The sequence below is a fragment of the Ilyobacter polytropus DSM 2926 genome (assembly GCF_000165505.1).
Taxonomy (GTDB): domain Bacteria; phylum Fusobacteriota; class Fusobacteriia; order Fusobacteriales; family Fusobacteriaceae; genus Ilyobacter; species Ilyobacter polytropus.
The window spans coordinates 850,769-864,345 of the sequence record NC_014632.1 but is presented as its reverse complement, the minus strand read 5'-3'; the positions used below and the strand labels follow the sequence as shown (position 1 = coordinate 864,345).

The window sequence follows — 13,577 nt, the reverse complement described above, 5'->3', positions numbered from 1 at the left end:
CCGTCAGGGTTTGTCCGGGACGGTTTTTATTTTGACAATACTTTGCTATATAAGGAGATATTTATGGAAAGATATATGATAGATGAGTGGGAGATTGTTTTGAGAGTCTGCAGTGCACTTTTAGCAGGAGGAATCATTGGATGGGAACGGGAAAGAAGAGGAAAAGCAGCTGGATTTGTGACTAATATGCTAGTGTGCGTCGGAGCTGCTACAATATCGGTAATACAGGTACTTATTATTAGGGATTCTTTAGAGCTTATCGCCTCAGACCCCAATAATGCCCTTGTATTTAAAAGTGACCTTGCTAGAATGACGGCTCAGATTATATCAGGAGTAGGATTTTTAGGTGCAGGAGCCATTATACACGAAAAAGGAAGTATAAAGGGTATAACCACAGCAGCTATAATATGGGTAGTCGCAGCTATCGGAATAGCATTTGGTATGGGGTTTTACTTTTTAGGATTCGTGGTCACTGTTATAGTTTTCTTTATGATATTTATCTTGAAAAAAGCCGAAGTAAATTATATAAGCAAAAGAAATGCAAACTATGAACCCTTTTTAGACGATTAAATTGACATTAAAAAGATAATAGGTAAAAAAATAAAGGGTGAAAGCCCTTTATTTTTTTAGTTGGAAAGTAACATTTATATTTCCAGTTATATCAATGGTTTTGGGAGTGTATATAGGGGCAGGGGCAGCTTTTGAAAAACTATCTGCCTGAACCATATAATTTGTATTTCTAGGGAAATAAACACTTGAGTTGATCGACATAGGAATAATGGAATAGTTTTCTAGGGCTGCTATTGCTTCAGCCTTTTCCTTTGCATCTTTATAAGCTAGAACCATAGCCTCTTTTTCATATTTTTTGCTTTTAGAAGAGGAATAACTCAGACCCTGAACGTTGTTTATTTTTGCCTTTTCAAGAGCTGTTATTATCTCTCCTATCTTATCTATTTTTTTTGAAGTTATAACAATCTGGTTTTTAACAAAATACTTTCTTACTCCAGGAACATTTTTTGACAATCTTTCTATTTGCTGAGATACAGTGTATCTGGAAGTATAAATTTCATCCTTTCTTATTCCCTCTCTCAGCAAAAATTCTCTGGCATTTCTTATTATTTTATTATTTTCATTTGCAGCCTTTGAAAGCTCTATGTCTCTTGTTTCTGCCATGGCAGTTATTGTCACAGTATCTGGTACTGCAGATACTTGTGAATTACCCTGGACATTTATGGTTCTGGTTATAGGTGTTTCACCATAGCTTAACACAAATAAACAGAACATCATCAGAACTACTATTTTCTTCATATATAACCTCCTGCTAAACATCTTTGATAAGTGTCTCCAATTTATTTCCTCGGTAAATTTTATGAAAATTTGTAACTGTAGACATAATCTCCTCATCACCCTGAATATTTTGAATAAATCCATAGTTTTCAAGAAGGTCTACAAACTCCTTTACTGTAAAAGTGTTTATATTCTTTTTTAGTTTGAACTCCCTGTCCTCAACAGGAGAAAAAAGCTCGACAACAATGTCTAACTGAAGAAGAATCTCTAGCATCTCACTTATTGTTCCTGTGGCTATAGAAAGTTTTTCAGCTATGAAGTCCGCTGTTAAGGAGGGTCCTTCCTCTTGATAATTTTTTGCCATAACATGACATATAATAAATAGTATATCCCGTTTAGAAGCAAAAGTTAAATTTACTCCTGCTATTGTATAGCTGAACTTATAAGAGTTTTGAAGTATAAAAGACAGATGAGCACCTAAAATTATTATTATCCAGACTATCTTCTGCCAAATCATAAATATGGGTATCACTGAAAAACTTCCGTATACCTTGTTGTAGTTTAAAAGTATAACCTGAAATTTTATCATGGAAAGCTGAAGCCCTTGAAAAAGTATCCCCACAACTAGCCCTGCCAACAGAGCATGGGAAAAATTAACCTTTGTATTAGGAATAATAAGGTAAAGCAAAGTGAAAAAGGATATTAACAGCAAATAAGGTATCCAGTGTATTATAAAAAACAAAGGAGACCCCTCACTTATAAAATGCATCTGAAGTGTCGTAATTACACCGTTTGAAAGCAGTAAAACCATTGGAAACATAAGAACTATGGAAAAATAGTCTGTAAATTTTCTGATTATACTTCGCTGTCTTTTTACTCCCCATATTTCATTAAAGGATTTTTCTATTAGAGTAAAAATCTTTATTACCGACCAGCCCAAAAATACAAATCCTACTCCTGCAAGTACTCCGCCTTTGGCACTAGACATTAATTTTTCAGAAAAGAGAATAAGTTTTTCCAGAGCATCCTCCTGAAGAGGAGAATTTTTTAAAATCTCATTTCTTATTAACTCTTCTACTCCTAGTCCCTTGGCTATACTAAAAGCTATTGCTAGAATGGGAACTATAGATAGGAGGGCATAATAGGATATCGAAGATGCCCATAAATTTGAACGGGTTTTTTTGTAATTTTCTGCAGTGAAAACAACCATTCTCACCAGTGAGGCCGCCTTTTTCTTACTAGAATCATATGTATAAAGACTTTCATTCATTATATTACTGTAAATACTTCTTAGATTGTTGATGAACTTCATGAAAACCACCTCATAATTGATATACTCTTGCAAATATAAAAAACCTTTTAACATTGGGATTAAATGGGGTAAAATAGAGTTGAAACATAAAATATAATCTTTTGAACAATTTTTTTGAATACCAATAGATTTTCATAATTTAAAATATTGTGGAAAAATCAAAATCTGAAAAATTAGATGTGCATTGTTTCGCGGCTTTGGTTATGGTATCATGAAATTAAGTGATTATGAAGGGGAGGAAAAATATGATTCTTTTTGCAGCGATTATGTTAATCGCAGGAATTTATACTACAATGAGCTACAACGGTTTTGTTCAGCTACAGAATATTGTAGAAGAGGCATTTTCAACAATGGATGTCTATTTAAAGAAAAGATACGATCTTATACCAAATCTGGTAGAGACGGTAAAGGGATATGCCACCCATGAAAGTAAGACCCTTGAAAATGTCATAGAAAAAAGAAATATGGCTATGAATGCGGGGAATCTCAAAGACCGTCAAAAGATGGAAGGAGAACTCACAGGGGCACTAAAAACTATCTTTGCACTGTCTGAAAGCTATCCTGATCTAAAGGCTAACGGTAACTTTATGAAACTTCAGGGACAGCTCGAAACTATAGAGGGAGATATTCTTCAGTCTAGAAAATATTATAACGGTGTGGTGAGGTCCTTTAACACAAAGTGTGAAACCTTTCCAAGCCTGATTATAGCAAAGATATTCTCTTTTACACAAAAAGAGTATTTTGAAATTACAGATGAAAAGGAGAGATCAAATGTTCAGGTCAAGTTTTAAATACATCCTTGTGCTACTACTGGTTTTGTCTATAGGAGCCTATGGACAGGAATACTTTACAATAGAAAATTATATTGTAGACATAAAGGTAAATGAAAATAACAGCTATAATATCCAAGAAGAACTACTTGTAAATTTTGACACAGAGAGACACGGAATCTACCGGGATATTCCATCTACCTATAATGGGAAAAATGTAAAAATTGACAACATAGCAGTAAAGGGATCACCTTTCAAAAAGCTACGTTCTGGAAGTAATACCCGAATAAAAATAGGAGACCCCTATAGATTTGTTTTAGGAGAGAAAAAATATATTATTTCCTATGACTATACTGTAGGAGATGACGGCAATAAAAAAATGGATGAATTTTATCACAATATTATAGGGGACAGATGGGATACAACCATAAAAAAAGTTAAATTTACCATAGAGATGCCGTCAGATTTTGACAAAAGCAAGGTAAACTTTACATCTGGAATCAGAGGAAGCACAGACAGCTCTGGTATAGACTATCGTATAGAGAAAAACACCATAAGTGGAGAGACTCTGAAACCTTTAGGTCCTAGAGAAGCTTTGACAATAGCTCTTCCCCTCCCAGAAGGGTACTACAGAAATACCTCTAAATTCAATGGGCCTCTAGATGTACTTTACTATTTAAAAAAATGGGCCGGAATTTTATTTCTCACAATCATTTCATTTGTATGGTTCTTTTTCGGAAGAGACAAAAAAATCATCGAGTCAGTTGAGTTTTATCCTCCAGAAGGTATTACTCCAGCAGAAGCTGGATACATGATAGACGGATCGGTAGATACCAAAGATGTTACTTCACTTTTATTTTATTGGGCTGAAAAAGGTTATATTGAAATAGAAGAGGAAGAAACCAATGGCATGATAAAGATGTTGTTAGGAAAGGATTATACTTTTATAAAACTAAAAGACAGAAGAGATGCACCTTATTATGAGACAATGATGTTCAACGAATTATTTTATAAATATGGTGACGGTGAAAAGGTAAAACTATCATCTCTTAGAAATAATTTTTATAAAATTACAAATAAGGTAAAAAGCATCATAAAAAAACATAAGTCTCTTAAGACTCAGACGTTATATACAAATAATAGTAAAAATCTTTCTGCTTTTATGAAGGTACTGGCAATACTTCCTGTATTTTTGGAAAGTTACACCAGATTTTATCTTCTCACCGGAGACCTCTATATCAGTATTCCATTTGCAGGAGCCATCTCCTTATTAATTTACGGTGTGACAGAAAAAACTGTTAAATTCATTATGAATTTCGAAGTTAAAAGAGAGGATATGAAACTAAGGCTCTCAAGAAAAATAATGAATATAATACCATTTTTAGTTATATTATTTGTGTCCTTTAATATATTCAGAATAGCAAATTTAAGTATTGTCTTCAACATAGTTGAGTTTGTTATAAAAGCGATAATTTTTATTATTTCATTTATCCTTGCAGAATTCACCCTTAAAAGGACAGAATACAGTACCGAAGTTTTGGGGAAATTAAAAGGATTTAGAAACTTTTTGATACATGCCGAAAAGAACCGATTGGAAACACTGGTAAAGAAAAATCCTCAATACTATTACAACATACTACCTTATGCAATAGTTCTTGGAGTTACAAATGTATGGGCGGACAAATTTGACGGTATCGCTAGCAAACCACCTCGTTGGTATAGGGGGTATAGGGGATTTACCACTCATTCCTTTATACGAGAGATAAATCAATCTGTCAACTCTATAGGAAACACAATGAGCTCAAGACCTGGGTCATCTTCTTCTAGCGGTGGTTCTTCTGGAGGAGGTTCAGGAGGCGGTGGCGGCGGAAGCTGGTAACTATGACAAAGTTTACAATAGATTTAGATATGAAAGAAGAAGAGGCCGAGTTTATAGAGGATAAACTTATTCAGCATAATTTAGAAAGAGCTCCTGTAAAAGATGGCCCAATTTTTGAAAAACTTGGCATTACTCTGAGAGGAGACGATAAAAAAATATATGGTGGACTTATCGGAAAATTTTACAGATCCTGTCTGTTTATTGATATTTTATGGGTTGAAGAAAGTCTTAGAAAACATGGATACGGATCTAAAATGTTAAAAAAAGCAGAAGAGATTGCAGCTTCAAAAAAATGTAATTTCATTCATTTAGATACATTCAGCTTCCAGGCACCTAGCTTTTACCAAAGTAATGGCTATAAAATATTCGGCATCTTAGAAGGATATCCAGACGGAGTTAAAAGATATTTCCTCAATAAAAAAATTAATTCATAAGCAAACAGGCTCCTTTGATATAGAGCTCTATATCAAAGGAGCCTGTATCAGTATTTCTATGACTTAGCTGAACTTTTTTTCACAGATTTTTACAAGTCTGAATATTTCTTCTATATTCTTTTCTACAAAAATACCGGCTCTTTCCTTATCCATTGCATCTTCGAGAGAGACAGGGTAATTGATCGTGGAGAAGAAGGCATCTAAACCATGATCATGCATAGCTCCTGCATCATCTGCTACACATCCTGCGATTGCGATGACAGGAATCCCCTTTTCTCTAGAAAGTTTGGATACACCCATAGGGGCCTTACCCATAATAGACTGGAAGTCTATTTTCCCTTCACCGGTTATTACAAAGTCGGCGCCCTCTATACTCTCAGCAAGTCCAACTTCCTGAAGAATTATATCTATCCCAGGCTTCAGTTCCCCGTCTAAGAAGGCTACAAATCCTCCTCCTAGACCTCCTGCTGCTCCTGCTCCAGGTATTTCTGCTATATCTTTACATGTCTTTTCCTTCAGAGTCAAGGCCAGCTTTTGAAGGGATGAGTCTAAATACTCCACCATTTCATCATCGGCCCCCTTTTGTCTGCTATATACATGAGCAGCGCCTCTAGGCCCATAGAAAGGATTATCCACGTCACAAGCTATATTAAATTTACACTTATCAAGACCCTCTATAGCTCCTCTAGAATCTATCTCGGCGACTTTTTCCATTATTTCTCCACCGTAACCAAGAACTTCTCCATCTTTATCCATAAATTTATATCCAAGGGCCTGCATCATTCCAAGACCTGCATCATTTGTGGCACTTCCCCCTATACCGATGATAAACTCTCTACATCCTTTTTCAACGGCATCTTTTATAAGTTCCCCTGTACCATATGTTGTAGCTTTTCTTAGATCTCTTTCCTCAGGTTTTAAAAGGGGCAGTCCAGAGGCCTCAGCCATTTCTATAACAGCCACATTATTTCCCATTATCCCGTATCTTGCATCAATAACTCTCATGAGAGGATCGTGTACTTTTATGTCTACAAATTTTCCATTTGTTCCCTCTACAAGGGCTTCTACTGTCCCCTCTCCACCATCTGCTATGGGAACTTTTTTTACTTCTGCATTTTTATATACTTTTTTTACTCCTTTTTCTATAAGCAGTCCAAGTTCAAGTGAGCTAAGGCTTCCTTTAAATGAATCTATCGCTACAACGACTTTCATTTTATCTCCTCCTAGTTTATATTTAACCTGATTTTATTGGCAAAAGGGCAGCCTTTAAGCTGCCCTTCTTTTATAGTTTTAATAATATAGTTCTAGCTTGGCAAGGTTTTAGTTTTTCTATCTTCACTTTGTTTCCGTCATAAGACAGCTCTCCTATGACCTCTTCATTTAAGTTTCCTGCCTTAACCTCTTTAAACTCTCTGTTAAATATAAGAGTCTCGTCAATTTCTCTGTCTCTGTAAGGGTTGAAAATTCTGACTACAAGATACTCATTGTTTTCAGACATTTTTACTGCACTTAGCTCTGCTTTGCCTTCTGCTTCAAACAGGCTGTAGCTTAAAGGCAGTTTGAAGTCTTCAAGGTTTAGTTTCATAGCATCGTAAGGAATCTTATTATAGATGTCATAAGATGTCGTATAGTCCTTAGCGGCTTTAAATGTTTCTCCTTCTAATGTAGGTCCCTTGTGAGTGTATAAAGAAAGCTCATAACTTTGTTTTCCAAGCATTTGAGAGTCTGGTGTAGGTAGCTTTATCCCAGAAGGTCTTCCTGGTCTGTAGTATAACTCCTCCTTACCAAGAACCCCTATACCTCTCATAAGAGTGATTGCAATGGTATCATAGCCTTCACCTATTACCTCATACTCTCTCAGTCCTTTGGTAAGAACTGCAAGTCCTTCTTCATTGTTATGAAGTCCCACTAGACTCATCATAGAATAGATACTTACAGGCATCTCTTTCCACTTCTCTTTTTCCCATACTTCCATAGCAGCGTCATGTACAGGTCTCTCTATAGATCCGAAATGCTGGTCAGCAACTGAGATAGATGACTTATAAGGAGTAGGCAGATGCATTCTCAATCTGTGATCTGAGACATTATTATCTATAGTTACTTTTACATCTACTCTCTTTTGACCTTTTTTTAGAGATACTTCTATTTCAAAGTCGTTATATGAGTTGATGATCTTCTTCTTTCTGTCCTCGAGATTTTGAGGCAGATCAAGTCTGTATTTTATTACGGCTTTTTCTTCAAGTCCAAGGCTAAATACATCTATATCAGCTTTTACACTTTCATTGGTTATGATCATCTCTTCTTCAGGTCTAAGGGGTGAGTAGTCATACTCATCTCCGTCATCTGATCCCTCTTCTAGAAGAAGCAAGTTTTTATACTCTCTGTCTAGTTCTTTATCTTCCAAGTTGATTGTACCATTTTTATTGAAGCTCACTGTATAAAACTCATTCTCAAGTGTTTCCTTAGCTTCTGGCTTTACTGGACTGTTTTCGGCATCAACTTTGGATATATACAATGTCTCATATCCCATTGCAGGGACAGCAGCTTCAAACTGAATCTCATATTCTAAAAACGGCTCATATACACCATAGTGAACGATCTGTCTGTCAATTAGACCAGGATCGATCTCCTTCTTTGAAATCACATTATATTTTACATTATTTCCTTCATAATCCTTTAAACTAAAATCATTGGATCTTATTCTTACAGTTGCGTCTACAACTCTCTTTACTTTATTAGGAAGAAGGTTATATACTACAAGTTTGTCTGCACCGTCTTTTGCCGGTGAATGATCTGCTATCTTTCTCTTATAATGAATGATAAGACTCTCTACCTTATCGCTGGCCAAGACAAATCTTTCTAAAATCTCTCTGTGAACCTTGTCACTGCAGCAGCATCCGATACTGTCATGGGCATGGTTTTTCATGATAAGTTTCCAGATATGCTCTATAAGACCGTGATGATATTCAAACCCAAGACTGCTTGCAACAGCGGCGAGGGGCTCAAGTACATTGGTAATTCTGTACTCAAGTTTTGCATGAATATCTTTTATATCCATTCTAGTAGATGAGATTGATCTATGAACCCTCATATACTTTCCATCTATGAATTCCCCTCTGATTGTGTCTAGTTGGTCTGCATTTTTTTCAATATCTTTATATACTTCATCAAAGTTACTCATAAAAAATTCATGTTGGGGATACATCTCATTTAGAGTATCCATTACCTCAAATATATTTTTTTGAAGAGGCATCTGATCGTGTCCGTTTGGTAAAATAAGGGCTTCTCCAGTTGCTCCGTGCTCTAGTACCTTTAGGTAAGTATCTAGTCTCTTTTTAAGGCCCTCTTTATCTGTAGGAAGGTATTTACCTATGGCGTACCCTAGTGGCATTACCTGGTTTAATACCTTACTTCCCTCAAGACTTTCCCAGTAAAACTCAGTTTTATCAGTTCCGTGTCTCTCAGAACACCCTCTCCAGAACATACTTTTATCAATATTGAAACCATTGAATATCTGTGGAAGCTGCTCACTTTGTCCAAAAGAATCAGGGATATAACCGATCGACATATGAGGTCCAAACTCTTTACAGTCTTTTATTCCATATAAAAGATTTCTGGTTATAGATTCTCCGTTTACAATTATAGAATCTGTCTGAGAATACCACGGACCTATAATCAGCTTTCCAGCCTGTACAAGAGCTTTGATTCTATCTTTATTTTCAGGTTTTATGGCAAAATAATCTTCCAGTACAGCTGTCTGACCGTCTAGTACATAATACTTATACTGGGGATCAGTTTCAAGCCTTTCAAGTATTTCCTCCATGTTGTTTAAGAGTAGGATTCTTGATTCTTCTGTTGTGAAGTACCATTCTCTGTCCCAGTGCATATGGGGAACTACGTGTACTTTATATTTTTTCATAATTACTCTCCTTCTTTTTTAGACAAATGTGCTTATATTGTGTGAGCATTTTCCATGTGTGCTTGCTGTTTCAATAATTTATGCTTTTTACTTCTTAAAACTGTCAAAACCACAGTGGATATTGCTGTACCAACTAAAGCTGCACCTAGCCATATTCCAGCCTCTGTTAATTTTGATAGTTTTCCAGCTTCTAATACAAACATAGAGATTATTCCAGCTCCAGGAACCTGTAGTCCTATTCCTGTTGATGCTACCATAGCACCTGTAACTGCAGTTCCTACTACAAATGAAGGAATAACTCTAAATGGATCTTCTATCATAAGTGGGATAGCTCCCTCTGTGATTCCTGCTAATCCTAAAATCCAAGTTGAGTTTCCGCACTGAATCTCCTCTTCAGAATAAAGATGTGGCCTGAGTTTTGTAGCTAAAGTTGTTGTGAAAGCCGATACCATTTTACAAGAAGCAAATGTTGCATAAGGCATAAAGTTTCCGTTTGCCATAGATCCTACACAGAATGCGTAAGCTGCCTTGTTTACAGGTCCCCCAAGGTCAAATGAAACCATTGCTCCGATTATTGCTCCTAGAAGCATAGCGTTTCCACCAGACAGACCGTTAAGGTAATTTGTAAGACCAGTATTCAGAGCCGCCACAGGCTTTCCTACTACGAACAACATAAGTGAACCTGCTACCAATGTACCAATTACAGGGTAAAGATAGAAAGTAAAGAATCCGTTTAAATGCTGAGGACCTCTTACGTTTTTCTTAACCCATTTCATTGTGTAACCTGCGATGAAACCTCCTGCGATACCGCCTAGGAATCCACTACTGATGAGATTAGCTGCAAGTCCAGCTGCAAATCCAGGCCCAAGTCCAGGTTTATCTGCTAAAGAGAAAGACACATAAGCTGCTAGTACAGGAACCATTAGTGTTCCTAACATTCCACCTGAAAGTTTTCTATACATCCATAGCCAAGATCCTTCCTGACCATAAAGTTCCTGAAGACCAAATATCTCCTTTATAAGAACTGCTATTGCAAGTACAGTACCTCCTGCTACGATTAGAGGAACTATATGTGATATCCCGTTTAGAAGTGCTTTCTTAGCCTCTTCTCCTGCTGACATCTCTTTTCTAGGAGTAGAAGTTCTTTTCGCTGCAGTTCTACCATCTTTTCCAGCTTCTAGAGCTTCTTTTATTATCCCTTCTGCTCTTTTTAGAGGATCTGCTACTGCAGTTTCCACTGCAGGAATTCCGTCAAATCTTTCTGCTTCTTTTACTGCTACTTCCACAGCAAATATAGCTGCATGAGCATTATTTAGATCTTCATCTGTTATCCTGTCCTCTATACCCATTGCCCCTTGTTTTTCTACCTTTACTCTTACTCCTAGCTTTCTACCCGCCTTTTCTAAGGCCTCTGCTGCCATATAAGTATGAGCTATTCCTGCAGGACAGGCTGTTACTGCTACTATTGTCTTGGCATCCTCAGCCATTACTTCTTCTGACTTTTCTGTATCTTCACCTATGTTAAGTTTATCTATAAATTCTTTTTGGTCTTTTGATTTTACCAGTTCTTCTCTAAAGTCATCATCTGCTAACTTTGTAGTAAGCTTGGCCAGCAGGTCAACATGAGTGCTTCCTTCTTCAGATTTTGGTATAGCCAGTAAAATTACAAGATTTACAGGTTCCTCATCTAGGGTTTCCCATTCCATTTCATTATTAAGAGTTGCAACTACAAATGATGCCTCTTTTACTGCATCTGATTTACCATGAGGAATAGCCAATCCCTCTCCTATCCCTGTTGCCCCTATAGCCTCTCTCTCCATAACTGCAGAATAGAATTCTTCCTTTGATGTTATTTTACCCTCGTCATAAAGTTTTTGGATAAAAACATCCAGTATCTCTTTTTTGTTTTTAAAATCAGAGTTCAAAAATATCAGATTCTCATTTGTTAACTTTCTTAAATCCATGGTCTCCTCCTTATTTTTACATGTATATACAAGGTAAAGGCTTAAAAAAATATTGCTTCAGTTAGTTGTATATACAACAATCATTGTTAAAAAAAATGACCTCTTTCCGTTCTACTAGTTTGCTTTGTTAACACAATGATATATTCTATTTCTTTATTTGTCAATATATATTTTAAAAAATTTTAAGATTTTTTGATTTTCAGAAAAAAACACCAGAAGATTAAAAACTCTTTCCGGTGTTTTTTGTTATCTGAAGAAATCTGTATTTATTTTGATTATAGTACAATTTAGTATACTCAAATATACTCCTGTCCTCTAATATAGAAATAAGTTCTATTTTAAATACAGTCATATTTTTATCTAAAGAAAGATCCTCCCTTACTTTAGATTCAGGAATTACCGGGATATATTCTTTGACCATCTCTTCTATCCGGTGCCCTTTTGCTCTTAGGTAATCATATTTTGACTTTTGTACATGATCTATTGTGAGATCAGGAGATATATAAGCAGGCATATAAGTCACCTCTAAAATAACGGGCTCATTATCTATATTACGGATTCTTTCGATATAATACACATCATCTTTAGTTGTAATTCCAAGCCTAGCTGCTATATCTTCACTTGGCTTTATTAGTTCAAAGGCTTTTACGTCTGTTCGTGGAACTTTTCCTGTTCTCCTTACCCTTTTCGTAAAACCTATCATCTCGTCTAGATAGATTATATCCCTGTTCTCCCTGTCTTTTACATAGGTTCCCTTACCCTTGATCTTGTATAAATAACCCTTGGTTACCAGGGTATCAAGGGCTTTTCTGGCTGTCATCCTGCTTACAGAAAAACTTTCAGCCAGCTGATTTTCCGAAGGCACCTTCTCATCGGGTTTGTAATTTCCTTTAATTACTCCATTTAATATAAATTTTTCTATCTCTTCATGTTTTGTTAGCATTATTTTCCCCCTTTACAGAAAGGATTTCAGTATATCCAATTTTCCCTCTATACTCACATCTAGTCCTGCCGGAATAAAATATGTATCCCCCTTTTTAGCAGAATACTCTTTTCCAGAGTGAACAATCTTACCCTCGCCCTCAAGGATGGAGTATACTCTAAAACTCGGACTCACCTGGTCATCATAGACTCCTTCTACTTGAAGTCTGTCAATATTAAAGTACTGGCATCTAACTACCTCTTCCTTCACTGCCCCTTCTAGTCTGATACTTTTTCTGGTATCTACAGTGGTTATCTCTGGATGTTCATCAAAATTTATAACATCTGCTGCCTTGTCTATATGAAGTTCTCTCTTCTTTCCGTCTGTCACCCTGTCAAAGTCATATATTCTGTACGTGGTGTCTGAATTTTGCTGAACTTCACAGATCACTACAGACCCCTCTAGACTTGCATGAACTAGACCTGGTTTCACATAGATGCAGTCACCTTTATTTACTGATATTATATTAAACATATCTTCAAAGTTTCCAGCCTTGGCTTTTTCTGTAAACTCTTCTTTTGTCATTCCTTCCTTAAGTCCCATTATAAGTTTGGCATCAGGGCTGGCATCTATTATATACCAAGCTTCAGACTTACCGAATTCTTTTTCTACTCTCAGGGCGTATTCGTCACTAGGATGAACCTGTACAGAAAGTCTGTCATTTACATCAAGATACTTTATAAGAACAGGAAATTTTCCCTTAAACCTGTTATAGACTTCTTTTCCTAGAAGTTCTTCACCTGAACTCTCCATTAGTTCTTCGAGGCTTTTACCTGCTAAATCTCCATTTTCAACATAAGACATCCCGTTTTTATGAGAACTTACTTCCCACAACTCACCTATTTTTTTATTTTCAGGAAGCTTTATATCGAGGACGCTTTCAAAGGCTCTTCCCCCCCATATTTTTTCGATAAAACATTTTTTAAATTTTAACGGATACATTTTATCCCTCCTTTTTAATTCTATTATACTTAAATTCAGTCGGCTTGTCTATACAAGATTCTTTTTATTTCCTCATTTGGGTAAAAAG

At 36.1% G+C, this 13,577-nt stretch carries 11 protein-coding genes; 4 read left to right on the top strand and 7 right to left on the bottom strand.

The annotated features are described in order from the left end of the window. Positions 1–63 precede the first annotated feature (63 nt). On the top strand, positions 64–570 hold the full coding sequence (locus ILYOP_RS03875) for an MgtC/SapB family protein (RefSeq protein WP_013387215.1): 507 nt from the start codon (positions 64–66) through the stop codon (positions 568–570). Between the two features lie 48 nt (positions 571–618). Here ILYOP_RS03875 and ILYOP_RS03870 read toward each other — a convergent pair whose 3' ends face one another. Next, positions 619–1,308 carry an SIMPL domain-containing protein gene (locus ILYOP_RS03870; protein WP_013387214.1) on the bottom strand — a complete coding sequence of 230 codons (690 nt, stop codon included), beginning with the start codon at positions 1,306–1,308 and terminating at the stop codon, positions 619–621. A gap of 13 nt (positions 1,309–1,321) precedes the next feature. Continuing rightward, entirely contained in the window at positions 1,322–2,599 is a 1,278-nt protein-coding gene (locus ILYOP_RS03865; protein WP_013387213.1) for a YihY/virulence factor BrkB family protein, read from the bottom strand. Positions 2,600–2,844: 245 nt separating this feature from the next. On the opposite strand from ILYOP_RS03865, the gene ILYOP_RS03860 reads away from it, so the two are divergent. The 3 genes from ILYOP_RS03860 to ILYOP_RS03850 are packed head-to-tail and all read left to right on the top strand — an operon-like array spanning position 2,845 to position 5,682. Continuing rightward, positions 2,845–3,390: a LemA family protein gene (locus ILYOP_RS03860; protein WP_013387212.1), complete on the top strand. Its 546-nt coding sequence runs from the start codon at positions 2,845–2,847 to the stop codon at positions 3,388–3,390. Beyond that, positions 3,371–5,248: a DUF2207 domain-containing protein gene (locus ILYOP_RS03855; protein WP_013387211.1), complete on the top strand. Its 1,878-nt coding sequence runs from the start codon at positions 3,371–3,373 to the stop codon at positions 5,246–5,248. Before ILYOP_RS03860 ends, ILYOP_RS03855 begins: the two co-directional genes overlap by 20 nt. A gap of 2 nt (positions 5,249–5,250) precedes the next feature. After that, entirely contained in the window at positions 5,251–5,682 is a 432-nt protein-coding gene (locus tag ILYOP_RS03850) for a GNAT family N-acetyltransferase (RefSeq protein ID WP_013387210.1), read from the top strand. Positions 5,683–5,745: 63 nt separating this feature from the next. Here ILYOP_RS03850 and ILYOP_RS03845 read toward each other — a convergent pair whose 3' ends face one another. The 5 genes from ILYOP_RS03845 to ILYOP_RS03825 form a co-directional block, all read right to left on the bottom strand. Next, positions 5,746–6,894: a glycerate kinase gene (locus ILYOP_RS03845; protein WP_013387209.1), complete on the bottom strand. Its 1,149-nt coding sequence runs from the start codon at positions 6,892–6,894 to the stop codon at positions 5,746–5,748. A gap of 70 nt (positions 6,895–6,964) precedes the next feature. After that, entirely contained in the window at positions 6,965–9,601 is a 2,637-nt protein-coding gene (mngB, locus tag ILYOP_RS03840) for a mannosylglycerate hydrolase (RefSeq protein ID WP_013387208.1), read from the bottom strand. 32 nt (positions 9,602–9,633) lie between these two features. Further along, complete coding sequence (gene mngA, locus ILYOP_RS03835; RefSeq protein ID WP_013387207.1) at positions 9,634–11,565, bottom strand: PTS 2-O-a-mannosyl-D-glycerate transporter subunit IIABC; 1,932 nt, start codon at positions 11,563–11,565, stop codon at positions 9,634–9,636. Between the two features lie 220 nt (positions 11,566–11,785). Beyond that, entirely contained in the window at positions 11,786–12,508 is a 723-nt protein-coding gene (locus ILYOP_RS03830; protein WP_013387206.1) for a GntR family transcriptional regulator, read from the bottom strand. A gap of 12 nt (positions 12,509–12,520) precedes the next feature. Continuing rightward, positions 12,521–13,489, bottom strand: a complete 969-nt coding sequence (locus ILYOP_RS03825) for a type I phosphomannose isomerase catalytic subunit (RefSeq protein WP_013387205.1) — start codon at positions 13,487–13,489, stop codon at positions 12,521–12,523. Positions 13,490–13,577: the final 88 nt, after the last annotated feature.